Here is a 25,409-nt window from a genome sequence, read left to right as displayed (position 1 = left end):
AGCGAGTGCAAAGGTAAGAACTAAATTTTAATCTCCAAACTCTTTTTGAAAAAATTTTATTTTATTTTTTCGAGCTACTTTCTGAAGATTTTCAAATCCCATTCTCTGCTTAAAAAGACCAACGTTTTAGTCTTTTATAACCGCCTCTTTTCAGAAGCGAGTGCAAAGGTAAGAAGAGAAATTTAATATGCAATGCTTATTTGATTTCATTTGAAATTTTAATTTACATCGCTGTCTTCTTTGCAAAATGTTGAAATGAATAGTACCCACTAGGAGTGTTTTTCAGTTGGCCTTCCGTTTGAAGGGAGTGCAAAGGTAATAGCTAACTTGATAAATGCAATATTTTCTAGCTATTATTATATTAAATGAAATTCAATACGGTAGGATATCACTAAAGGTCAATTATTTAAATATTGTAATTAGTAATCAAAAAATATGGCATTACTTAAAAGAAGCATCCCATTCACCCAAAAACCTCTGAATAATGGAGATTCCCCAAAGTAAAATATCTCTCCTTTTTTATACTTTTCTATAGCGATTAATGACTTTCCTGGCATTTCTAGCTTTAAACCTTGTCCTAAATATCCCGAAACAAGTGGACTTTCTGGGAAAGTTCCTAGGTTTTCACCTAAACCAATCTTAGGCAACACCAACTTACTTTGCTTTAATGAGTAGTATATTGGGTTTAATCCATTCGAAATATTAGTTGTAGTATCTAGTTCTACTTTTACAATACACCCTGCCGCTCTTTTATTTAATGACGTTTTCGAACTTGCTTCAGAAGATCTTGATTTCTGCACCAACGATATATGTAAAGAATCATACATATCTGTTGTTGTATTTTCTGACATAATTTTCGTCGCACCTTCAAAAAGAATCACTCTACCGCCAACTTTCACAAAGTTTTCAATCACTTTATGTGTCGATGGGCTATATCTCCCATCACCAACTAATAATACATCTGTGTTAAATAACTTCGATGTTGATAGTTTTTCAACATCCAATATTTGAATTGGATAGTTTAACTCATGATCAAAAAAGTGCCATAATGCACCAAAATCTAATGGGTTAGATTCACCACCTGCTAATACACTTATTCTTTTTTCTTTAAAAGGAGTTAAACAGTCAGAAATTAATCCCAACTTATTGATAGGTGCTTTTATATAATTGACATCCTTCAGTACCTTATTAATGAAGTTTAGTTTTCGGTTCGATTCATTTGTCTCGGGATTAATCACAATACTACCTTTAGGCAAAAAGGTATTAAAAATGTTCTTTCCCTTATTAAGGTAACTGATATCAATTTTCTTATCTAAGAACCTCGTTAGTACTTTGGTATCTTCAATAGAATTCCAAGGTACTATATATATATAGTCCTTCTCTATTGAATGTACCTGATCTTTTTGCGTAACAGCTTCTTGAAACTGCTTTATTTCAAATTTTGGATTACTTTCAATAGCATATGCTTCCAATCCATAGGCATAAGGAAGTGACCATGCTGTTAAATCATAAGTGAGGGAATCTGTTATTTCGGTTTTAGGCTCTAAAAGAACTTCTAACGTCTTATTAAATGGTTGATTAATGTCGAAAAGAATATCATGCTCTTTTATATATATCTCTATATTCTTCTCTAATTGATAACTGTAAGCTGTAACGGATTTACCTTTAGCTACCATTGAATACTTTATTCTATGAGTATCCATTAATTTCAGTAATCTCTTTATATCTCCATGATCTCTAGAATTATTTCTAATAATAAATTGAGAATACTGTCCTTTGGGTTTACTCTTAAAGAATGCCTGATACTCTTTAAGCAACTGTTCTTTATAATCTACCGCAGTAAATAAGGTTAATAATGTTGTTTCATAGTGTTTCTCTATCCTTTGTTTTAAAGTCAGTGCTCGATCAGTTGGTTTCTTTTTGTAGGAAACTCCTGCTACACCATGTCCCCCTTGTTCAAAAGTAAAGCCAACGGCTCCATTAAAGGATGTCCAACTATCTCCATATGAAGGGTACAATAAATCGAAAATTTCTTCTGTAAAATACTTCCAATTATGCTCTTCAAAAAAGTCAATATACCTCTGAGAAGAGATTCGTTGGTATTTTCTCTGCCAAGTAGTGATTTCTTCATGGATAGGATGAGCAGGTGGACCAAAGAAATAAGAGTATTCTGGCATCATTTCATGAAAGTCTACATATACTTGTGGCATCCATTCCTTATATAAAGCATATCTTAACTTAGTTTCTAATTGTGTTTGCCAAGCCCAATCTCTATTAAGGTCAAATAAATAATGATTATACCTACCAGAAGGCCAACTTTCTACATGAGACCAGTTTAGTGCATTTGAATTTACTTTTTCTCCTCGTCTTGCTCGATATCCATTTACGTACCTATCTCTCCCATCGGGATTCATACATGGATCGATAACGACTACGGCATTATCTAATACTTTATTAATTTCTTTTTCGTCGGATGATAATAGTTTGTGAGCCACTTTCATTGCAACTTCAGAACCTGAAGCTTCATTACCATGAACATTGTATCCTAACCAAATAACAGGGATTTTATTTGCTACTTTACCTTCTTCTATACCTATTCTATATAAGTTATCTTTTTTGATCTCTTCTAATTTTGTCATATTCTCAGAAGATGTAATTGCAAAAACAAATAACTCTCTTCCTTCTGACGTAGCACCATAACTAATATACTTCGCTTTACTTGGGTATTTATTACTAAGTAATTCAAAATAATCTACCAATTGATAATGGTATGTGAAATTATCTCCAAGATCGATTCCTAAAAAGGCACTTGGTGTGATATCTTTTTGGGCAATAATGCGATTAGAAAATAAAAAAAGACAGATCCACTGAATAATTAACAGTAGTCTAAGCATATTGGAAGAAGTAAAAATTGTTAGCGATTATACAATAATATACATTTATATGTGATAACTATTGAATTTTTTAAAGAAAATAATTAAAGATATTGATTATCAATATTATCCGATTTTTTTAATTTTTATATTGTTATACGGATAACAAAGAATATATTTAATTATATATTGTGAAAAATACACTTAGATATTTCATATAATTATATTAAAATATTATAATTGTAATAGGTATCCCCTTAAAAACCAAATAATTACTTTTACTACTGATTTATTTTTTCATGCAATTATTATCCAAATTCTTGTTATTGTGCTTGACATTTTATGCAAGTTCCAATATTGTACTTGCAAGTAATGGTAACAATGAACCAGATTCACCATCGACTGAACAAAAAAGTGTGAAGGTTGAAAACGCAGTGAATAGCAACACTAGATATGTGTTTTTCAAAGCTGTAAGGAAAGATTGTTTGGATGGAGACACAGAAATTTTGTCTTCAATCATACAAATCGACGTTTCAAAATTTGCTCAGAACAAGTTTAGTTTATTGGCTGAATTCGAAAAAGAGGTTCAGGCAAAGTATCCTAAAAATGTAATTCACATTAATTTGAATTGTATCGAAGGCGTGTACTCTGACTTAAGAGAGGCTACTAACGCTAAAAAAGTAATCATTGATCGAGTTAAAAAAGTGCGATCAATTGTAATGAATTGAAATGAGGAAAAGCGATATACTATAAATAAGTATATCGCTTTTTTATTTTATTTAGATGATTATCTGTTTTTGAAAATCAACTGATCATTATCTACATCTATTAAAACAACACTATCTTTTTGGACTTCTCCACTTAAGATTGATTTTGATAGATCGTTTAGAATATACCTCTGCATTACTCTTTTCAATGGTCTTGCACCAAATTCTGGTTCGTAACCCAAATCAGAGACTTTTGTTAAAGCTTCTGGAGTGATTTCTATTTCTATTCCATTCGCTTTAATCCTTCTCTGTATGTCTTTGAATTGAATATCTGCAATCTTTCTCATATTCTCTCTTGTTAGAGGTTGGAACATAAGAATCTCGTCAATTCTATTTAGGAACTCAGGACGTACTGTGTTTTTCAGTAAATCCAATGCCTTGTTCTTGCATTCGTCAAGAATTTCTTCTTTCTCTACTTTTGTTCCTGCGTTTTCAAGATCACCGATTTTATCCATCATGAAATGTGCTCCCATATTGGAAGTCATGATGACAATGGTATTCTTGAAATCTGCAACTCTACCTTTATTATCCGTTAGACGTCCATCATCCAATACTTGTAATAAGATATTAAATACATCTGGATGTGCTTTTTCTATCTCATCAAGTAGAATTACTGAATATGGTCTTCTTCTTACTTCTTCAGTAAGTTGACCACCTTCATCATATCCAACATAACCTGGAGGAGCTCCGATCAAACGGCTTACTGCATGTTTCTCCTGGTATTCAGACATGTCGATACGAACCATTGCTTTATCATCATCGAATAGGTATTCTGCTAATGCTTTCGCTAATTCAGTTTTACCAACACCGGTTGTACCTAAGAATAAGAATGAACCGATAGGTCTTCTAGGATCTTGTAGACCAGCCCTACTTCTACGAACGGCATCTGAAATAGCAGTAATAGCCTCATCTTGCCCTGCCACTCTTTTACCTAATTCTGCTTCTAAGTGAAGAAGTTTCTCTCTTTCACCTTGAACCATTTTAGCCACAGGGATACCTGTCCACTTAGAAACAACCTCAGCAATATCTTCGGAAGTTACCTCCTGACGTAACATTACATTACCAGTTTCAGATTCTTGCTCTGCAGCATTTTGCAAGTCTTCTAATTGCTTTTCTGCATTGACAATTTTTCCATATCTAATCTCTGCAACTCTTCCATAATCACCTGAGCGTTCAGCTTGATCTGCTTCGATTTTATATTTATCGATATCTCTTTTCAGCTGTTTTATTGAATCGAGTGTTTGCTTTTCTCTCTTCCACTCGTCTTCCAATTCATTCAACTTACTAGTAAGTATGCGTATCTGATCTGTTAAGATATTTTCCTTCTCAACATCTTTTTCTCGACGAATTGCCTCTCGTTCTATTTCAAGCTGCATCACTTTACGCTTGATCTCATCTACCTCTTCCGGCATAGAGTTCATTTGAATACGCATACGAGATGCTGCTTCATCCATTAAGTCAATTGCCTTATCTGGTAAGAAGCGATCTGAAATATATCGATTTGATAGTTCTACTGAAGCAATAATAGCATCATCTTTAATTCTGACACCATGATGCACTTCATATTTTTCTTTGATACCTCTAAGTATAGAAATTGCATCATCAACAGATGGTTCTCCAACATTTACAGGTTGGAACCTTCTTTCTAGTGCCTTATCTTTTTCTATATATTTCTGATATTCTTTTAGAGTTGTAGCACCAATCGATCTTAATTCCCCTCTTGCCAAAGCTGGTTTTAGTAAGTTGGCAGCATCCATTGCTGAATCTCCACCTGCACCTGCACCAATTAGTGTGTGTATTTCATCAATAAAGAGGATAATTTTTCCATCCGCACTTTGAACTTCCTTAATTACCGCTTTTAATCTTTCCTCAAACTCACCTTTATATTTTGCTCCTGCAACTAAAGCACCCATATCTAAAGAAGCTATTGAAATATCTTCTAAGTTTTCTGGGATATCTCCTGCAACAATTCTTTGCGCTAAACCTTCTGCAATAGCCGTTTTTCCAACACCCGGTTCACCAATTAACATTGGGTTATTTTTAGTACGTCTTGATAAAATCTGTAGTACTCGACGAATTTCTTCATCTCTACCAATTACAGGATCTAGCTTACCATCTCTTGCCATTTGAGTTAAATCAATCGCATATCTCTCTAAAGACTGATATTGACCTTCGGCATTTTGGTCAGTTACTTTATTTCCTTTTCTTAATTCTACAATGGCCTTTTTTAGGTAGTCTTCATTGAAACCCGCTTGTTTTAAAAGTTGAGCGATTGGATCACTACCTTCCAAAAGTCCAAGTAATATATGTTCAACTGCTACAAATTCGTCTCCCATATCAGTCATAAACTTCTCTGCTTTTTGTAAAGTCTTGGCAGAGTCATTTGATAAATAAGGGTTTTCTCCTGACGATTTTGGATACGCAGCTACAATTGTTTCTACTTGTTGATCTAAAGCCGTTTTATCAGCTTTTATTTTATTGGTCAGAAAAGTAATCATATTGTCTTCTTGCTCTATGATTGCTTTTAATAAGTGACCTTTTTCTATTATTTGTTGTTGAAATCCTTTTGCAATGGTCTGTGCTTTTTGCAGAACTTCTTGCGATCGGATTGTATATTTTTCAAAATTCATAAGTTCGTATTTTTTAATTTAAGTTATAGAGACTCAATTAATTATAAAGACATGATATGTTATTCAATTACTGTACTAAACTGATTATCAAGACATAAAGTCAGCTTAATGATTATTTTTTGTTGTTTAAACGACATTAAGTCATCAGGGGTTGAAATTTTTGAAAAAGAAAGTGACTTTTTGACAGAAATCAAACGGATTATATATTTCTAAATCTATGTAAATACGATAAGATTATTATGTCAAACTAATTTTTTTAATTGTCATAAAGATATCAGATACGAAAACCTTGTTAATTAATTACCCCAATGATGAAAATAGTAGAATACTTCAGTTTAGCTGTCTTAGCCGCTTTTGTGATTATCAAAACATTATTTATTGGTAGATAAAAAAAGGTAATTGCCTTATGAGACAATTACCTTAAAATATTTCTTCTTTAGTAAGAAGGCTTACAAGAAGTTAGGTAAATCTAATTTCTTAGAAATACGATAAGCTGCATTCATCAAACCTACATGACTGTACGTTTGAGGGAAATTACCCCATTGGCTACCATCCTTAGAATCTACATCCTCCGATAATAAACCAACATGGTTTGCATAGCTACTTACTTTATCAAAGTAATCAATAGCTTCTTTTACTCTTCCCACACAAGCTAAAGCTTCTATGTACCAATAAGCACAAATTAGGAATGTTGTTTCCGGTGCTCCAAAATCATCCACATGACGGTATCTGTAGAATAAACCATCTTGAGCCATTAATTCCTTTTCCATACCTTTTAAATGTCTCCTTGCTCTTTCAGAGTTTGGATCCAGGTAATTCATGGTAATTAATTGTAGACAAGATGCATCCATATCTTTTGATCCTGCAGCTTGCATGTAAACGCCTGTTTCTTCATCGTAGCATTTTTCAATCATATCAGCTGCTCGTTCTTTGATCTTTAATGCCTTATCGGCCATCTTCACATCATCAAAGTATTGAGCCATTTTATATGCTGCAGATGCTCCTGCCCAGTGGAATAAGAAAGTATAGCAGTAATGTCCTGGTCTATCTCTGAATTCCCAAAGACCTGCATCTTTCTCTTCCATTGTATCAGCAATTTTCTGTAGAGTATGCTCTACTAATTGCTTTGTATGCATACGGTATTTATTAGTAAAACGCTTATCAGCATACAAAGGAAGTAGTGATGTTAATACTTGACCATATACATCATTCTGAATATGAGTATAAGCATCATTACCTATTCTTACAGGTTTGTTTTCACCCAAATATCCTTTTAAAGGCATTTCAATTTCGGTGATTTTCTTCTGAGCTGTAATAGTATAAAGAGGTTGGTACCTATCTTTTTCTTGCTTCGTTACATTCTCGATGTACTTAAAGTAAGCTTCTACTTCCTCAAAGTGACCAATGTTATTGAAAGCATTTAATGTATAATAAGTATCCCTCATCCAACAATATCGATAATCCCAGTTTCGGGTACTTTTATGATATTCTGGTAATGATGTCGTTCCGGAAGCTATAATAGCCCCTGTATCTTCGTATTGGTGTATTTTTAATATTAAAGACGAACGGATTAATTTATCCTGATGGAAGAAACTAATTGATGTTGATTTCACCCAATTTCTCCAATATCTTTTCGTTTTAGTATAGAAAGTTTCTGCAGTTTGTTCAATTGCTGCTTCTAATGGTACACCATAAGTTAACACCGTATATACAGCTCCACCTAATACAAATGGATGCTCATCCATTACATAAGATAAAGGAATATTTGTAGTTAATCTCATTTGTTGGTCGTACCCTAAGAAACGGATATGATTACTTCCTTGTGATTTCTCAGGTTTCATCTCACCATATTCCCCTACTGGGTTACACACTACTTTCACAGAAGGAGTGCCTCTTAATGGTTCAATTTTTCTGATCATCATCAATGGCTTATAATAACGATCGTCCTGTTCGAAACGTGGAGCAAAATCTGTTACTTTAAAATCACCATCTTCAGTGTAAACTTCTGTAACGAGAATATTAGTGTTTGTAACGTAATACTGTTTAGTCTTTTGGATGTTAGCTGTAGGTTTTACCGAAAACTCTCCGCCCTTCTCATCATCCAGTAAGTCACCAAAAATAAAACTGCTATCAAATCTTGGCCAGCATAGCCAACGCACACTTGCTGTTGTATCGACATAGGCCATGAACGCACAGTTTCCAATGACGCCCATATCGTACTTATGAGTTTTTTTCATGTTTGTATATGTAGTTAAATTTTAATTTGGGATGCGAGCATGATTCAATTTAATATAAAAATCACCAAAAAAATAAATTTTATAGTTTTTAAAATATGACAAGGTTTTTGCTTAAGTATTTAATAAATGTTTCATCGAGGTGCATTTTTATGATTTCAAGTATTAATCGTAAATTGTACTTACTTAATAAATTATTATCCTTCAACCATAAATCTAAGGACATGAAAAAGATATTATTTACACTGTTATTCGGTTTATTCTGTTTTGTAGTTAATGCACAAGAAGCAAAAGGCCCTGTAATTACTTTTGCTGAAAATACATATGAGTTTGGCGATATTCACCAAGGTGACGTTGTTGAGCATACTTTTAAATTTACAAATAGTGGTGATGCTCCTTTGGTAATCACAAACGTTACAACTACTTGTGGATGTACTGCTCCAAAATGGCCAAAAGAGCCTATCGCTCCTGGTGATGAAGGACAAATTCTAGTTAAATTCAATTCTAGAGGTAAAAGAGGCGTACAGAATAAACCAATCACTGTTTATTCTAATGCTAAACAAACAACTAGAATCTCTATCACTACAAACGTTTTAGTAGACAATAAGTAAGCTTTAGTAATATAGCTAAACAATAAATATCAGGTCTGTGTAATACGAAAATATTACGCAGACCTTTTTTTGTAATATCATTTTTTTAACAACTATCGTTAATCATTATTAAATAATATTTTAAAATACATCCATTGGGTAAAGAAATACCGTTAGGATATATGTATGTATAATCAACTAACTTAATTACCAAATGGCTCTCTTATTTTATCTTATCGTTTTTATATGTTTAGTGTATAGTGTTTTAACAGTTGTGCCACAACTTAGAAAAAACTATCCCGTTCTAAACCCGAAATTAGGTGGACTGTCGTTTGCAGCTGCATTTTTTATCATTGTGATGTCAAATGCAATTATGTGGGCTGAACCTGGCTACCAATATTTTGTTACCTACCCCAATGGTCAGAAGTCAGCGATCATGACTGAAGGGTACCATTTTACATGGTTTGGTAAAGTCCAACCTTGGAGCAAATACATTGATATCACTACAGAAGATGTTAGTGATGATGATAATTCATCAATGAAGCCTGTTCCTATTCGTTTTATCGACCAAGTCACAGCATTAGGTTATCCGTCTGTTAGGGTTCAAATGCCAAATACAGAAGGAGCATTTATTGATGTCGCTGTAAAATTCAGATCTCAGGAAAACCTTGTAGCAATGACATTAATTCCTACAATTCGTGAGCAATTAGTGAACACAGGTTACATGTATGCCGCTCAGGATTATATTTCTGGTGATGCTCAATCATTTAGACAAACTTTTGAGGAACAATTAAAATATGGTTCTTATGAAGTAAGAAAAATTGAAGTAGCCGATACTCTTTTTGATAACTCAATCCAACAGGAAAGTCGAGAAATAAAAGAGGTTCGTACTAAGTACCTAGTGGAAAAAATTGCTGATGACAATGGACGCTTCAAACGTATTCCTAATGAAATTTCTGAAAACCACATCTTAATTTCACAGGTAGTTTTACCTTCTATTGATATGGAAAGCTCATTTAAAAAGAGACTAGAAAATCAAAGAGATGAATCTGCTAAACGTCAATTAGAAATTCAGAGAATTGAAACTGCGAAGGCTGCTCAATCAAGAATTATTGCCGAAGGTGAAAGAGACAAAGCAGAAGAAAGGGTAAAAAGGGAAAAAGAACAAGTTTCTAGTTTGATTGCTATTGAAACACAATTAAAGCAAGAAGAAACAAATAAAAAGTTAGCAAAAATAAAGTTTGAAACGGCTCAGCTTGAAGCAAAAACTGAAAAAGTACTTGCAGAAACAAAAGCATATGCCAACAGACAATTGGTATCTTCTGGTCTTACACCTGAACAAAAGTCGTATTGGGAGTATAGAAGAGACTCTGTAAAATGGGCTAATATCAGTAAGATTAAATTACCAGAACAATATTTTGCTGGGCAAGGAAATAGCAAAGGTGGAGACTTATTACAATCTATCTTAGCTGCCCAAATTGCAACAAAAGGCAAATAAATCAGCTGGGTGTAGCTAATCTTTATCCCCTATAGTCACTTGTTATTTTTAGCAAGTGGCTTTTTTATTATCAAGATCAAGCAACACCTATTATATAAGGTATTGCTTGATCTTTTTATTAGCTATGGAATTTATTTTTAATAAACTCGTAAGCGTCGTTTGCTTCTTTCTCATTGAATTTTGATAAAGAGTCCGCTAACTCTTTACACTTTGGCTCACCTCCAAACATTGCAGGAGCATTACCGAAGTATCGAAGTAAACCCCAATGTGCTGGAACATGTTGCGGATCTAACTCCAAAGCTTTATCAAATGCTGCTTTAGATTTAGGTGCAATCTGCATCAACTTTAGCATGTTTGCTCCTTTGGCTTGCTGTCCTAGACTTGCCCCATAATAATAATGGTAATCAGGGTTAGTACTAAACTCTTCTTTTAATTTTTCGAAAACTTCTTCAGCCTTTTCATTTTCCCATTTTCCTAAATAGTATAAACCAAGTAGTTCCTTTCCTTTTTGAGTATTCGTTAATGGATTAATAAGCTCGAATAAACCATCAAACTTTTCTTCTTTTAAAAGGGTTTCTATTTTTTCAATGACAGATTGGTCCATTATTTTTTTCTTTTTTGTCTTAATTGCTTGAAAAATTTCATCAATAATTCTTTACACTCTTCTTCAAGTACTCCCGTTGTGAACTTGGCTCTTGGATGGGCTAACTTTTCAGAATAAGATTTAAATCCTCTTTTTTCGTCTGATGCACCATAAACAACTCTACCGACTTGTCCCCAATAAATAGCTCCTGCACACATTGCACAAGGTTCTAAAGTTACATAAAGTGTGCAATCCTGTAAATGTCTTGATCCCAAATAATGTCCTGCAGCAGTTATTGCAATCATTTCTGCATGTGCTGTTGGATCATTTAGTTTTTCTGTTTGATTATATCCTTTCGCTATTACTTTACCATCTGCAACAATGATTGCTCCTACCGGTATTTCTCCTTCATCAAAAGCTAATTCTGCTTGTTGCAAGGCTATTTTCATAAAGGATTCATCCTTATCTGACTGCATAAAATTGTATTATTTCAAGATTAAGGTTTAATCCATAATTTCTTCACAAATATACTCAAATAGTATTTACCTTATAAACAATTGTATTATTTACACATTACATCATAAATCACTCAGCCCAAATCAGTTGACTTAGATGAATGTACGGAATTATTCGATGAATGCCGTTTATCCTTAGATGAAGAAATTTGAATATTATTAATATTTTCAAACATTTGAAATATGTGATTTTTACTAAAGAACTAATACATCTACTGCATAGTCTATTTGCATTATTCTAAAATAAAACCAGAATAGCTAGCAATAAAAATATTTGAGTTAACGTTATTAATACGCGAGGCATGAAAAATTATACTATTACAGATCAAGATCTTATTTCTCAATACTTAAACGGTAATGAAGCAGCCTTTGAACAACTACTTAATAAATATAAGAACAAGTTGTTTACTAGTATTCTTTTAATCGTAAAAGATGAATTCGTAGCTGAAGATCTATTACAAGATACTTTTATTAAGGCGATCAAAATGATCAGAGCTGGAAAGTATAATGAAGAGGGAAAGTTTATGCCTTGGATTTCTCGTATTGCACACAATATGGCTATCGATCACTTCCGCAAACAGAAAAGATATCCAACTATTGTGATGGAAGACGGTAGTAGCGTTTTTGATACTTTAGACTTCTCTGAAAATTCTATTGAAGATCAAAGAATTCTTAAAGAAACTCAAGCAAATGTAAAAGCTTTAGTTGAACGCTTACCTGAATCACAACGTGAAGTATTAGTAATGCGTCATTACATGCAAATGAGTTTCCAAGAAATTGCTGATTCGACTGGTGTTAGTATCAACACTGCTCTAGGAAGAATGCGCTATGCCCTTATCAATCTTCGCAAAATGATGGAGCAACAAAGCGAAAATTCTAATCATGCAATTAGACAAAAAAACATTAAACAAAGAGTATCTTAATAAAGCTCTTCTTCTTTTATACAAAGATGAACAGGATATTCTATTCACTGATAAAGATCTAAAAGATGTTTTATCAGACCCTAGATGTGAATCTTTTATTAGTGACAGCTTACGAACGAAGGCTCACCTAGACAAATTTGAAGTTTCTCCTCGTCCTTCGACGATTAAAAATATTATGGATTTTGCCAAAAAGGCAATTGATAACAAAGACTCTAATTGATAAACTAAATTGCTTAACAAAAAAAGGCTATCATATTGATAGCCTTTTTTCATGTTCCTAACCCAATTATTTATATAAACTTATATTTCACACCCATGCTCAACATTACTGTATTTGGTTGAGTTGAAATATCATTTTGATTACTCGCTTCGGTTAAAGTTGTTCCATATGATGTTCCTAACGATACAGATGTATTTGGAGCTACTTTGTAATTTAATTCTGCACCAATTGCTGCACTCATATTCACCTTATTTTCAACTCCTTTTTCAATCATATATCTATGAAATTCTGATGAGCCCCCTGATACTTCTTGATCCACATTGAAATTGGCTGCAACACTTGCAAATACATCCAAGTCAAGTTTTTTACCTTCAAACGTATATCCAACTTTAACAGGCACAGATATTTGTTGTTGATCTACTACAATTTCTGATGATTCTGGAAGATCTGTATCAAAAGCATATTTAGCATATTGAACACCTAACTCAATAAAGGTCTTATTCTTGAACTTCACTCCACCTTTTAAAGTAACTACAGGAGCAGTTGTAGTTGAAGAAATTTTTTGACCTTCATATTTCATGTTGGGATCAATTGAAGCAACTCCTGCTTCTACGCCAACGTAGTATGTTGATTTCTTCTCTGCTGTTTTCTGTTTTACTGAAAACGGTACAGGCATTGAACTTTTAGCAGTTAAAAAAGCATGTGATGCACTAGAAGTACTTTCTCTTTTTATTACACCTAATTCAGAATAAATCATCTTATCATTATTCCTTTTTTCTTCTCCATCATTTAACAAACCTACTTCTTGAATATTGATTGGAGGAATGTTCTCATCTACAATCTTGTTGTTGTAAGTATATTGATGTGTAGCTAATGTAGAAATCTGATCACTACCTGTTGATAATAACCTTGTAGGTAAAACAGAAGCTTCTTCTATCTGAGTACCCTTTGACATCATCGGGGATTGATATGCAACTCCTTGAGATCTTGGTGCATCATATTTTACCAAGAAACTAGTCAGCATACTTACTGTAAATATTGCAGCAACGGACCTTATAAAAGTAAAGTGATTTTTCTTTTTATTAATTACATCCACCTCAACTTCTATATCATCCCATAAGTCTAATGGAGGGTTGACACTTTCGTTTTGAAAGGCATCATGCCACACCATATCAAAATCATCTCGTCTATCCTCTTTCTTTTGCATAACTGTATCTTTCTATTTCAGAATCATGAATCATAGATTTTAGAAGTTTTCTTGCTCTGGCAAATTGCGATTTAGACGTTCCTTCAGTAATTCCTGTCATTTCTGCAATTTCCTTATGCTTGTATCCTTCTATGGCATAAAGGTTAAAGATTATCCTACACCCATCTGGTAAACGTTGGAGCATGTTTAATAATTCCTGGAAACTATAGTCATGTAAGGCCATAGCCTCTTCTTTAAGATCATACATATCGTTTACATCCATCATTGGATATAAGTACAATTTAGATCTTTGGAAGTTAATCGCAGTATTCACTACAATTCTTCGCATCCAGTGTTTGAGAGAGGATTCGTTTCTAAAGGTGCCGATATTCTTAAAGATTTTTACAAAGGCTTCTTGTAAAATATCTCTAGCATCTTCTTCTGTTTTAGAATAACGACAAGCTACAGACATTAAGGCTCCGCTATATTGTTCATATAGTTTTCTCTGGACCCTTTTGTCGCCATTCTTGCAACCTTTAATTAATGCTTCGTCTTGTAACATGATGAGTTAGGTTTTTAAATTATCCCTATTTCAGGAATAAAAAAATCGATATTTCAGTATACACTATGGCAGTAGATAAATTTTTCATTTGCCTAATTTGACACTATTCTTTGTGTACTGCTACTTTAAGTCATTATGCCTATCTAGATAGACACACGTAATTGTAAAATTGAATAGAGTTAAACCAAACTCAATCTATTAAAAAGACATTAATTACTGATTATTAATACTTTATATTTTATTTTATTTCACATGAATTAGTATTCACTTTAAAAATTTAAGTTAAAGTGAATTAAAAAACCTCTCAAAAGTTAAATTAAAAAACACCAATAAAGCCAAAATGGATTTTTGCTAAATCTGTTGATATAGGCATCGAATTCGTTTTACCTAACGCATAAGCCAAAGAGAAAATCCCAGATTTAGTTTCCATACTCAAACCTGCTCCAAAACCTATAGGCAGGTCTGTTTCATTGTTATTACCAATGTAAGCGATATCTGAAAATACGAAAAGGTATGAACCTCCCCCTATTCCTATTCTTGGTTCAATAGTTAAGACCCCATATCGATCTACAAAAAATTCTCCTTCATTAAAACCTCTCAATGATCTGAAACCTCCTAAACGATACAATTCATTTTGATAGAGGTGATCATTGATCATTTGTGATGCATTGAGTCGAAGTAACCCATCCATCCATCGGTTTATCTGAAAGTAATATGAAGCATCTAAATGCCACTTAATAATTGAAGAAACTTCAGGAATACCTTCATAAATACTTTGATCAAATGAAGGGTTAAAAATTACATTTCTATACCCTGCACTAATTCTAGATTTAATGCTAAATCCCTTTCTTGGAGCTAATGGGTCGTCTAAGTTTTCCCATCTATATCCTATATGATAAGTCGTTGTTTGTGTATCATTTAATGTATCTGCACTGGATTCTGAAATTTCTCTCAAAAGTCGACTACTTTCAAATTTTACTCCTAGATCTACCTCACTTCTTACTGAAACTTTTCTTTTTACTCCCACTTCATTATCAACCTTAATAAACGTTGAATCTTGAATTTGCATATCAAGGTTGTAAAAGACATCAAATTGCGATCTAAAGATTCTAGGATGTTCATAAGAAGCTGAAAACCATTGTGAGTGACTGTCGGGTTTCTTCCAATCAATATAAAACCGCTTTCCTGTACCAAAAGGGTTACGAAGATCTAAAAGTATTTGTCCTGTTACTAATACTCCACCATCAGAAGTTTCATTGGGAGCTAGACCAATAATACCGTCGGCCCGACTTGATTTTCGTTTCTCTAATGGAATTTCTACCATGGCTTTTCCATATTCGAAAACTACATCAATATCATCTGTCAGTTTTAAATATGGTGTTTCTTTAATAATCACTTCTGCTTTATCTACAGATTTTTGTTTGAAGTCATCACCTTTATGTAACCCCAAATATGCTTCAAAGAATTTCTTTTGAACGCCTAATGGTTGATCCCTTTTTACAATTAAAGTATCTAATACAACAGCATCACCTAAGTTTATTTTAAGATTTCCATGAATATTTCCATTAACAAAATGAAGAGAATCAATCCATACCTTAGTAAATGGGTATCCATTATTTTCAAAATATTCAATTACCTGATATTTGGCTTTCTCTAAGTCGGTGGTCAAAACTTTTTTTATCGTTGAAGTGCCTTTCCAGTATCGACTTGACAAAATCTGATTACTTACCAAAGAAGTATTGATATACAATGCATCATACCTCTTTCCTATATATACCTTACAAATATGTTCGTTTGGAGAGATCTTTTTTTTATCAATTCCTGCTGTTAAATATCCATTTTGGATGATGTTATCAATTGATTTATTTACAAATAGGACAGCATCCAAAGAATCTTTTAAAGTACTATTCTGAAGTAATTGTTTCTCCTTTTCTGATGTATTATCGTAATACACCCATTTTACTTCTACCTGTGTATAAGCAATGTTATTTAGAAGCATAAAAAACAGAAATGAAAGAAATTTAATTCTTCCATTTCTGTTTTTTTGCTGTTGATATGTTTTCTGATTATTAATCAATGATTATCTTTTTTGCTCCATGATAAGAGTGATAAGAAGCATCGTACATCGCATCTGCACTTACAGGTCCGACATTAAATGTTCCTTTACTTACTGCTCTAACTACATAATAGAACTTCTTTTGCCTACTATTTGCTGTTACGAAGAAGTTTACTCTATCATCTCTGAAATCTACATGTTGAGGGTATGATGCTTTATTTTTGGTCCAGCTCATACCAGGTATATCTCCTAACCTTGGGTTCTCAATTTCAAAACCTGCAGGTAGCATATCTGTTACCACTACATTCTCAACTTCTCGTTTTTCAGATTGTAATGCTATTTCTACCACAATAAGATCATTCTGTTTAAACTGATTAGAACTTATGATATTACCATTTCTATCATAGTACGTTCTTCTAACTTTCAGGCCTTTGTCTTCCTGTTTAAATTTCCCAGAAGCATTAACTCCTTCCAGTTCCCAGAAATAATATAATTCTCCGTTTCCAGTCGTAGAAATATTGACAGTGTTTCCAATCACTTGGTTGGATAAGATTAGGTCTTCTCCAGTAGTAGATCCTACTTCTTTACCATTGACAATTACTTTAGCTGAAATATCTTGATGCTTAGCTTTGCTTAATACTTTACCTAATGCCATCAAACCAAATGCACTTTCTTGAGTAGTTAAATAGCTTTCACCTTTCATAGCTGTAGCTAACTCTTTCGTAAGTACTCCTATCTGACTATTCTGTGGATCTGTATCAACCAATGCATTTAAGATTAAAGCTTCATCTCTAATGTATGATGAGAAACTACCACCAAATTCTCTTTCTCCTTTTAGTGCTCCAAAACCAGATGGTAATAATAATCTAAAGCTTTTCATATCACCTGTTCTCAAATAGGTAGCTGCTAATAGGTATTTTGAGCTATTATCTACAGATTTGATGTTTTTCTTGAAATAATTCATCGTCGGAACATCTGGTTTTCCTGCTTCTGCTAATACATATAATCCGTAGAATGATGTTTTATCAAAGTATGTCTGCTTGATTCTTTCACCATTCGCATTGTATAAGTAATAAGTATGTGACTTCTTCGATTTTACTTCTCTTGAAATGTAATTCCAAAGTTTATTCAATACTTTTTGCTCAACATCGTAACCTCTCTTTTTTGCTTCCATAAGGAAATGACAAGCATAAACAGATCCCCAGTAACTAACATAAGTTCCACCCTGCCAATAAGAAAGTCCTCCACTATACATTTGCATACTTTGTAGTTTTCTAATGGCCTCATTGATATAGTAATCTCTATTTGCTTTCTGATCACTCTTATCAAATCTTGCAGAAATTTCTCCTAAGTAAAGTTGAGGGAATACTTTAGAAGTGGTTTGCTCAACACATCCATAAGGATACATAATCAAGTAATCTAAGCTTTTAGCAAACTCAATAACTGGCGATTTACTTAATATTAATTTTCCTGTAAGAGAAGATACAATAAAGTCTTCTTTTAGATTTACCTCTTTCTTTGTTGAATTCTTAAGCACTCCAGATCCATTGGATTTAAGTAAAGCGGTAACTGGTCTAACATTTAAATTCGTTTCGGAAATAAAGTCTTCATTTAATGCATTAGCAATTACTGTCACTTTTCCTTCACCGATTGTATTATCAGCAGTTAAATCAAAGTATAATAGTTTTTCTGAATTCGCTGGAATACTTACCGTTTCTAATTTTTCGGCATTTACAGATAAAGCACCACTTACTTCTACTTTGGTCTTTACCTGAACAGTATTTTTAGTAGTATTTGCCAGCATAATCGATGCATTATTTACATCTTTTGGACTCAAGAAGCGAGGTACCGAGGTACTCATAACAAGAGGATCTTTTACTTTGATAAACTTCTCTGCACTACCAAATGAATTACCTTTTGTAGCCACAGCCATAACTCTCAACTGACCCGAAAACTCTGGTATATCAACTTTGAATGAAACCTTACCATCACTATCTGTTTTTAATGTTCCACTCCAAAAAGCAACTAGGTTAACTCTATTATTAGTCATAGGGTTTGCTCTCGCTCCCAAATTTGCCATATCAGAACCAAAACTTGATGCCTGCTTTTTAAACTGATAGATGTTTGGATACAAATCATAAGTCCTTACCTGAAGCGCTCTATTCTGATAGAAGTAATCAAACGGATTAGGTGTTTTATAATTCTTAATTTGAAGAATACCTTCATCAACAACAGCTACTGTAACTTCAATATCTTTTTCTTCTGTTGATGCTTGAACTTCAATAGTTTGAGACCTTCTTGAACGACTTTCTTTTGGTGCCTCTATTGATAATTGAAGGTTTCTTTTCTTAGTTGTTACTTTGATAGGCTGAAAACCATGAGCTACTGTTAATGGTAAAGCATTGTCTTGTGCTCCTTTAATTAAGGTCGCTGTAACAAAAATATTCGGTAGATGTTCTTCAACAATTGGAATTTCTAAAGAAGCTGACCTATTGTTAGTTTCAATCACTTGATGAGAGATTACTTCATCCTGTTCTATCGTTACCAACATCTTACCTTTAAATGGTGTTTTGAAAAGCACTTTAGCTTTTTCTCCAATGTTGTAAATCTCTTTTTCCGGTTCTATGATAATACGTCCTTCTCTGTCTACCTCAAAAGCAGTACTTGAAACACTTCCCCATCCATAAGCATAAAACCATCTGCTTACATATGTATTAGAGCCTTCTAAGTACAAACGCATTTCATATTCTCCCGATTCCTTCGGGAAAAATGAGTAGTTGGTTTCCTTACCAGAGATTTTTAATGCTTTCTCTTCTACTTTGATTTCCTTCTGTCTTGAAACATATCTATAACGGTTATTGTACGTTTTTTCCATAACCGAGTGCCATTCATGTCTCACTAATTCTACTCTCGCAGATACATTTTGAGCTACATTCATCGAAGGATCCAAAGCTATAATAGGTACATTAAACCTATTCCTAGTCTTAATGTAATGGTCTCCATATTTAATACCCAAATAATGGTTTTGAGTAGAAATTAGAACAGAATTCAATCTTCTTACAGGTCTTCCAGATTCATCAAAGACAGTTGTGTATAACTTGGCATTTAACATACCACTGTTATCATAGATCTTACCGATTTTATAACTCTCGGTAAACTTCCCTTCTTTATCTGTTTTACCACCTCTAAGGTGTTCGTTATATTTTAAATCAAAATTACCTTCTAGATTAAAATCATAATCGCTATAATTTTTTGGATTAATGTATTTACGGCTTAATGCCAAGTCCACTTCATAATTTCTATTCGCTGCAGGTGGTCCAAAAAGATTTAAAGCTGTTCCTTCTAAATTAATATCATCTAGAATCATGTATTTTTCTTTACTCAGCTTTGTTTTCACTTTAATTCTATCCGGCATAAAGTCTTCAACATTTACCTTTTTAGAAGCTAATACTACATTATTGGCTGTTGATACTTCAATAGAATAGAACCCTGTAACAGTCGCATCCATCAATTTCACACTCCCTTCGTAACTTCCCTCACTATTCAGTGTTGCTCTTTCTGAGAATAGCTCATTCCCATCTGGAAGAAATACTTTTACTTTGATAGGTTGATCTGCTACTGCATCCCAGTTTTGATCTCTTACAATGGCTTTAAAATAAACTGTTTCTCCTGGTCTGTATAAATCACGATCACCATAAATGAAGGTCATCAGTGATGCTGAGTTAGGATATCTACCACCAACATCAAAACGTGACGTAGAGATTCTTGTCTGACGGAAATTCATATAGTTGAAATCTCCATCCTTTTCAGCATAGATCATCTCTACTCTAAAACCTTTTGTATGGATATCTAGATCTAGAAAATTTGCAATACCATCGTTACCTGTTTTTACAGTATATACTTCCTGATTATTACTACTTACTAGAGTCACATTTACATTGGGTAATGGAGTAGCATCAGCAATAGAATTAGCATAAACGAAGATATTGTTCTTTCCTTTCTTGGCAATCAGACCAATGTCAGAGATACTAATTAGTTTTCTAGATACAAGGTACCTTTTACTAGAACTACGAACTTCAACAACATAAACTCCATTAAACCTTGATTCATCTAAAAAGTCTAATGACAATGTTCTTACATGCCCATTGGATTTTAGATCACTGACATAAACATTATGATTAGAAAATACTTTATCACCTAACTTCGAATAAGATGGTGATGAATAATAATATTCACTTTCTTGATATAGTTGATTATTATCAAAGTAACTGTAAAGGTTGTTCTTGTATACTTTATAAACATCAATATCAACTCTTGGAACATTGACGATTTTTAAGTCTACTGTCTTCTCACTTTTAGAAGACATATAAAATGCATTCTTATCTAAAAAGGCAATACTCGGAGTTACTTCACCAAAAGCAACATACTCTTTTACTTTTTCTGATAATGTAGTATTGAATACCCCTTTTACATTTTTAGAGATTGTGACCACATATTCTTCTCCTGCTTGAAAGTCACCCTTTAATTTTAAACCACTTTCTAGCTTCTCTACTTCAAAAGCAATTTTTGGTGAAACACTAATTAATGATTTAATTCCTTTCGTTTGGATGCTTTGATTAGATCTAATGATAATTACATTTTCTCCTCCTTCAAATTCACCTTTTACCGATGTAATCGATAATTCCTCCGCTTTCGGAATAAATCCATCTACCTTTATTGCCTTTTCTCCTTTACTTTCTTTTGAAAGCTTTATTCCTTGAGCGATAGTTATTGAGATGGGAGTATTCTGATTGTTCTTATTATGATCATCAATACTAATTACAACCTTATCAGTGTTACCTGTTGAATACTGTGATATCTTTAATTTTTTATCTCCAGCTTTTATTGTTGTTTTCTCAAATACTTCTTTGCTAGAAACGGCATAGTTAAACTTTAGTGTAACATGAGGTACTGCCTGATTATTTTTACCAAATGCCCATGCTGTTTCAGATTCTTCTATTGAAAGTTCAGGTGTATAGAAACTATACGAAAGTTCATTTCCTTCTAAGTTCAAACCTTCCTTACTAAAAGCTTCTGGAGATAATTTTAATTTATATTGAGTACTTGGATTAAACCCGGACTCTGGTGAAAATATTAAAGAATTCTTTGCCGTCCATTTGTATTTACCATTAACTTTTGGTGTTATAGTAAAATACCCAAACGATTCATCTAGCCATTCGTTTACTTTATCTTCTCTGATTTTCTCGCTAAAAGTAAAAGCTAAATTCTGTTTTAAAGAGATTTCATCTTTAAAATTTACATAAGTGATTTTAGTAGTTGTGGAATCTTCAGAACTCTTATTACAGGCCTGAAAGCATAAGAGGGTTAGACAAAGAAAAATAAAGTTACGTCTCATTATGGTTATGAAGTTTTATCTAGTTTACTATTCTAAAGATACAAAAAAAGCTATACTCAATCGTATAGCTTTCAAATTTCTTATTGGTTGATATATTAATACTCCCAAAGTAATGCTTCGTATTCCATTAGCTTATAAACTGCCTCTTGTGATTGATACAATGATCTCTGATCGTTACCATACATCATAATGATTGAGTTGTCCTGAGGATTCTCAAATTTAATCAAACGGCCATCCCATAATTCTAATGCAAACGCATCACCTAAGTTTCTATGCTGAGCGGCATTTACTCCATTGTACCAAACGGCTTTTGGATCTTCTTGAAGTTTGCCTTCTGGATTTTTTATATGAAATACTTGATCATTCAATTCTTTAAAAGAGAATGAACCTAATACAATATCAATACCTTTTGGATTTTCAGAAGCAGGTATAATTAAGTTCACTGCCACCAAGTCGTTATACATTTTTGATCTTCTTTTATCAAAAACTCTATCTACTTTTAATTCAATTGCCCATAAACGATCTGGAGAATATTCATCACCAGGTTTTTGACCGTTGTCTTTTTTCACAGTTACACCGTCAACATCACCCCAAGCAGCGTCATCATCTTCATATTCTGAAATATCTCCTACAGTCTGTGGGATAATCAATCTACTCAAAAATTCTTCTTTAGAGATTCTGTTATCTAGAGTATCACTTGAATAAGGAATAATCCTGTCATCCTTTACAGCATCAATAATAATTTTCGTTACCTCATGATTCTTAGCAAAGAATCCATTATTAATTTTTGTCTGAAGGTTTACTCTAAACCATAGAGATTTTTTCCACATGACCTCATAGTTCTGAATATCCATCATCGAGTGTGGATTAGAAAGAGTATCCGCAAGTTGAGCCTTAGCTATATTAGTGATTAATAATAGGCAAATGGTAAGGCTACATAGTTGATTTATAATACGCATATGGAGGTTAAACAAGTGTTTTATGAAGCAATATATTTAGTTAGGTAAAAATATCATGCCACATTTTAAAATCGTTATTTACTTCTTAAACAATAGATGTTTATCTATTTAGTCACCATGCAAAGATACTAGTTAATTAGAAATCTATTTATATAAAAATACCCCTAGAAGTACATCCAGGGGTATTTTTATATTTATATCTAACTAAAGATTACATAGCTAATAACTTATCCTCTAATTTCTTAAGAATACGTTGCTTCGTCTTTAATTTGTTCACATAGTTGTTACGCTCTTGGTATAAAGCATAGTTCTCAGAGTTTTGTTCAGCAGCAGCTGAAGACAAAATCGAAGAATATTTCGCATTGAACTCAAATAACTCTTGCTCATCCTTACGGATTGATTCTCTCAAGATATCTAATTTGATTTTCAATTGCTCAAAGTCAGATAAGCTATATAAATCTGGCTCCTCGTTCTTCGCTGTACGCTCTAAGAAGTGTGATTCAAAGATTTCGTTACAAACGATACGGAAACGTAAGTTTAACTCCTTATCTTCTTGAGATGGTTCTTTACCTAAAGATTTCCAACCATTTTGTAATGTTTTAATGTTAGCAATGTTGAATGGTGCACCATCATTTAGGTACTTTTCAGCAGTATCTAACAAATCTTTCTTAGACTCTAGTGGAGTCTTTTGTGGTGAAGAAGACATATCTCTTGTGCTGTATGCTGGAGAATTTCCTCCTCCAAAACCTTCACGTTGAGCATAGTTGCTACGTTGTTGGTAACCTCCGTTGTCACCACCACGATCACGTTGTTGGTATCCACCGTTATCACGTTGTTGGTATCCACCGTTATCACGTTGTTGGTATCCACCACGGTCACGTTGTTGGTATCCACCGCCATCACGTTGCTGACCATATCCACCACCACGTTGCTGACCATATCCGCCACCACGTTGCTGACCGTATCCACCGCCACCGCGTTGTTGACCATATCCGCCACCACCGCGTTGTTGATATCCACCGCCATCACGTTGCTGACCGTATCCACCACCACGTTGCTGACCGTAACCGCCACCACCGCGTTGTTGGCCGTATCCACCGCCGCCACGTTGTTGGCCGTATCCGCCACCACCGCGTTGCTGACCGTATCCGCCGCCGCGTTGTTGACCGTATCCACCACCACGTTGCTGACCGTATCCGCCGCCACCGCGTTGTTGGTATCCACCGCCATCACGTTGACCGTATCCACCACCTGGATTTAATGATTGGAAGAATTTAGTTGTTTCACGTTTGAAATCACTAAATAAGAATCCCATTTTCCTTTTAGGAACCATAGGAACTTCTCTCCAATCGTTTTGTATTTTCTTCACATCGTCAACGAACTCTTGTCCGCCACCATTACGGTTGATACGTCTTACTTTAATTAATAAAGCTTCGTATTGATCGATGCTCTCTTCATGCATTTCATTTTGGCGAGCATAGAAGTTAGATCTGTTCTGGTAGAATTCATCCATTGCAGCATTAAACTTCTCAGAAAGTTGCTCTTCCATTTCTTTGTGAGCAGAACCGGTTTTAATCCAGTTCATTTTAATTTCTTTGAATCGTAATGAAGCAGTTTTCCAATCAGTACTACCTTTCCATTCTTCAGCCTCTTTTAAAAGAGCATTTTTAATTTCTAAGTTCTTTTCTCTGTTAACGGCAATGTATTCATTGATTTCATCTTCTAATACATTGATAATTTCGTACAGTTGTGTAAAGTCGCCAAGGCCATTGAAAGAAGCTAAATAAGTACGCATGTGGATCAGCTTCATTAGGAAAGAACCTTTGTTCTCAGCAGTACGAACTGCTTCTTGAACTGCTAATACTTTATCTGTAACCATTTTGAAACGGTCAACAAAGTATTGTAAACTTTCTTCTTCGCTTTCTCTAACAACACCGATTTCTCTGTCTTGGAAGTGGTAATATCCTCTTAAAAATACTTTACCATCTTTTACATAGCCGTACTCTGTAATGTCCTTGTGCTCGATAATTTGGGAATCTGACATCGCTTTTCGCTTGTTTGGTTTTTAAATGATAATAAAAGCTGTTGATTAAATAAACTGGTGAAGGATTATCTATTAATACATGAGTCAATATGACAGTGTATTAAACAATTAATATGATCAAAATTAAATAAGTGAATGATCAATAGTTTTTTTTCGATAGTCTCTTACAAACCTACATTTTATGTTAATTACTTTATTATTTTATTCTACCTATAATAGTATAATAGTAAAAATTAAATTATCTTTTTTGAATTCCTTTTTATTATTTCAAATAAATAATGAACGTTAAAATCTCTAACAAAATTATGCCATAATTAACAGTAATTTTAGAGAGTGTGATTTCATGTTGCAAATTGCAGTGTTACTTTCTGATT

The 25,409-nt window shown here is 33.5% G+C and carries 16 protein-coding genes; 5 read left to right on the top strand and 11 right to left on the bottom strand.

Annotation, left to right across the window (positions count from 1 at the left end; all coding sequences use genetic code 11):
- Positions 1-419: 419 nt before the first annotated feature.
- Positions 420-2,894, bottom strand: coding sequence for a M14 family zinc carboxypeptidase (locus QL232_RS24890; RefSeq protein WP_281616207.1), 2,475 nt, complete (start codon positions 2,892-2,894; stop codon positions 420-422).
- 278 nt (positions 2,895-3,172) lie between these two features.
- Here QL232_RS24890 and QL232_RS24885 point away from each other — a divergent pair, with 278 nt between their 5' ends.
- Positions 3,173-3,601, top strand: coding sequence for a hypothetical protein (locus QL232_RS24885; protein ID WP_168883470.1), 429 nt, complete (start codon positions 3,173-3,175; stop codon positions 3,599-3,601).
- Positions 3,602-3,660: 59 nt separating this feature from the next.
- On the opposite strand, the gene clpB is transcribed toward QL232_RS24885, so the two are convergent.
- Both clpB and QL232_RS24875 read right to left on the bottom strand, forming a co-directional pair.
- Entirely contained in the window at positions 3,661-6,270 is a 2,610-nt protein-coding gene (gene clpB / locus QL232_RS24880) for an ATP-dependent chaperone ClpB (RefSeq protein ID WP_281616206.1), read from the bottom strand.
- A gap of 449 nt (positions 6,271-6,719) precedes the next feature.
- Entirely contained in the window at positions 6,720-8,507 is a 1,788-nt protein-coding gene (locus QL232_RS24875; RefSeq protein WP_281616205.1) for a glycoside hydrolase family 15 protein, read from the bottom strand.
- A 221-nt stretch (positions 8,508-8,728) separates the two neighbouring features.
- On the opposite strand from QL232_RS24875, the gene QL232_RS24870 reads away from it, so the two are divergent.
- Both QL232_RS24870 and QL232_RS24865 read left to right on the top strand, forming a co-directional pair.
- Complete coding sequence (locus tag QL232_RS24870; RefSeq protein WP_168883473.1) at positions 8,729-9,115, top strand: DUF1573 domain-containing protein; 387 nt, start codon at positions 8,729-8,731, stop codon at positions 9,113-9,115.
- A 193-nt stretch (positions 9,116-9,308) separates the two neighbouring features.
- Complete coding sequence (locus tag QL232_RS24865) at positions 9,309-10,592, top strand: hypothetical protein (protein ID WP_281616204.1); 1,284 nt, start codon at positions 9,309-9,311, stop codon at positions 10,590-10,592.
- A 118-nt stretch (positions 10,593-10,710) separates the two neighbouring features.
- Here QL232_RS24865 and QL232_RS24860 read toward each other — a convergent pair whose 3' ends face one another.
- Both QL232_RS24860 and tadA read right to left on the bottom strand, forming a co-directional pair.
- Positions 10,711-11,196 carry a hypothetical protein gene (locus QL232_RS24860; RefSeq protein ID WP_168883475.1) on the bottom strand — a complete coding sequence of 162 codons (486 nt, stop codon included), beginning with the start codon at positions 11,194-11,196 and terminating at the stop codon, positions 10,711-10,713.
- Entirely contained in the window at positions 11,196-11,651 is a 456-nt protein-coding gene (gene tadA / locus QL232_RS24855) for a tRNA adenosine(34) deaminase TadA (RefSeq protein ID WP_281616203.1), read from the bottom strand. The genes QL232_RS24860 and tadA overlap by 1 nt, the downstream gene beginning before the upstream one ends.
- Positions 11,652-11,992: 341 nt before the next feature.
- Here tadA and QL232_RS24850 point away from each other — a divergent pair, with 341 nt between their 5' ends.
- Both QL232_RS24850 and QL232_RS24845 read left to right on the top strand, forming a co-directional pair.
- Positions 11,993-12,613 carry a sigma-70 family RNA polymerase sigma factor gene (locus QL232_RS24850; protein ID WP_168883477.1) on the top strand — a complete coding sequence of 207 codons (621 nt, stop codon included), beginning with the start codon at positions 11,993-11,995 and terminating at the stop codon, positions 12,611-12,613.
- Positions 12,573-12,833: a hypothetical protein gene (locus QL232_RS24845; RefSeq protein ID WP_168883478.1), complete on the top strand. Its 261-nt coding sequence runs from the start codon at positions 12,573-12,575 to the stop codon at positions 12,831-12,833. The genes QL232_RS24850 and QL232_RS24845 overlap by 41 nt, the downstream gene beginning before the upstream one ends.
- Before the next feature lie 70 nt (positions 12,834-12,903).
- On the opposite strand, the gene QL232_RS24840 is transcribed toward QL232_RS24845, so the two are convergent.
- From QL232_RS24840 to QL232_RS24815, 6 genes are all read right to left on the bottom strand, one after another.
- The gene (locus QL232_RS24840; protein ID WP_281616202.1) at positions 12,904-14,040 is read right to left on the bottom strand and encodes an outer membrane beta-barrel protein; all 1,137 of its coding nucleotides are present in this window, start codon (positions 14,038-14,040) and stop codon (positions 12,904-12,906) included.
- Entirely contained in the window at positions 14,021-14,581 is a 561-nt protein-coding gene (locus tag QL232_RS24835) for an RNA polymerase sigma factor (protein ID WP_168883480.1), read from the bottom strand. The genes QL232_RS24840 and QL232_RS24835 overlap by 20 nt, the downstream gene beginning before the upstream one ends.
- Before the next feature lie 316 nt (positions 14,582-14,897).
- Positions 14,898-16,580, bottom strand: a complete 1,683-nt coding sequence (locus tag QL232_RS24830) for a BamA/TamA family outer membrane protein (RefSeq protein WP_281616201.1) — start codon at positions 16,578-16,580, stop codon at positions 14,898-14,900.
- A gap of 70 nt (positions 16,581-16,650) precedes the next feature.
- Positions 16,651-22,032, bottom strand: a complete 5,382-nt coding sequence (locus QL232_RS24825; RefSeq protein WP_281616200.1) for an alpha-2-macroglobulin — start codon at positions 22,030-22,032, stop codon at positions 16,651-16,653.
- 95 nt (positions 22,033-22,127) lie between these two features.
- Entirely contained in the window at positions 22,128-22,991 is an 864-nt protein-coding gene (gene gldN, locus QL232_RS24820; RefSeq protein WP_281616199.1) for a gliding motility protein GldN, read from the bottom strand.
- A gap of 211 nt (positions 22,992-23,202) precedes the next feature.
- On the bottom strand, positions 23,203-25,035 hold the full coding sequence (locus QL232_RS24815) for a DUF349 domain-containing protein (protein ID WP_281616198.1): 1,833 nt from the start codon (positions 25,033-25,035) through the stop codon (positions 23,203-23,205).
- Positions 25,036-25,409 lie beyond the last annotated feature (374 nt).

The organism is Flammeovirga sp. SubArs3 (assembly GCF_947387565.1).
Lineage (GTDB): Bacteria > Bacteroidota > Bacteroidia > Cytophagales > Flammeovirgaceae > Flammeovirga > Flammeovirga agarivorans.
This window is presented reverse-complemented; position numbering and strand designations above follow the sequence as displayed.

Excerpts from the sequence above, each read along its gene's own strand:
- clpB (WP_281616206.1), bottom strand. The coding sequence starts at position 6,270 with ATGAATTTTGAAAAATATACAATCCGATCGCAAGAAGTTCTGCAAAAA.
- QL232_RS24845 (WP_168883478.1), top strand. The coding sequence starts at position 12,573 with ATGCAATTAGACAAAAAAACATTAAACAAAGAGTATCTTAATAAAGCT.
- QL232_RS24885 (WP_168883470.1), top strand. The coding sequence starts at position 3,173 with ATGCAATTATTATCCAAATTCTTGTTATTGTGCTTGACATTTTATGCA.
- gldN (WP_281616199.1), bottom strand. The coding sequence starts at position 22,991 with ATGCGTATTATAAATCAACTATGTAGCCTTACCATTTGCCTATTATTA.
- QL232_RS24850 (WP_168883477.1), top strand. The coding sequence starts at position 11,993 with ATGAAAAATTATACTATTACAGATCAAGATCTTATTTCTCAATACTTA.
- QL232_RS24830 (WP_281616201.1), bottom strand. The coding sequence starts at position 16,580 with ATGCTTCTAAATAACATTGCTTATACACAGGTAGAAGTAAAATGGGTG.
- tadA (WP_281616203.1), bottom strand. The coding sequence starts at position 11,651 with ATGCAGTCAGATAAGGATGAATCCTTTATGAAAATAGCCTTGCAACAA.
- QL232_RS24825 (WP_281616200.1), bottom strand. The coding sequence starts at position 22,032 with ATGAGACGTAACTTTATTTTTCTTTGTCTAACCCTCTTATGCTTTCAG.
- QL232_RS24835 (WP_168883480.1), bottom strand. The coding sequence starts at position 14,581 with ATGTTACAAGACGAAGCATTAATTAAAGGTTGCAAGAATGGCGACAAA.
- QL232_RS24890 (WP_281616207.1), bottom strand. The coding sequence starts at position 2,894 with ATGCTTAGACTACTGTTAATTATTCAGTGGATCTGTCTTTTTTTATTT.
- QL232_RS24875 (WP_281616205.1), bottom strand. The coding sequence starts at position 8,507 with ATGAAAAAAACTCATAAGTACGATATGGGCGTCATTGGAAACTGTGCG.
- QL232_RS24870 (WP_168883473.1), top strand. The coding sequence starts at position 8,729 with ATGAAAAAGATATTATTTACACTGTTATTCGGTTTATTCTGTTTTGTA.
- QL232_RS24860 (WP_168883475.1), bottom strand. The coding sequence starts at position 11,196 with ATGGACCAATCTGTCATTGAAAAAATAGAAACCCTTTTAAAAGAAGAA.
- QL232_RS24815 (WP_281616198.1), bottom strand. The coding sequence starts at position 25,035 with ATGTCAGATTCCCAAATTATCGAGCACAAGGACATTACAGAGTACGGC.
- QL232_RS24865 (WP_281616204.1), top strand. The coding sequence starts at position 9,309 with ATGGCTCTCTTATTTTATCTTATCGTTTTTATATGTTTAGTGTATAGT.
- QL232_RS24840 (WP_281616202.1), bottom strand. The coding sequence starts at position 14,040 with ATGCAAAAGAAAGAGGATAGACGAGATGATTTTGATATGGTGTGGCAT.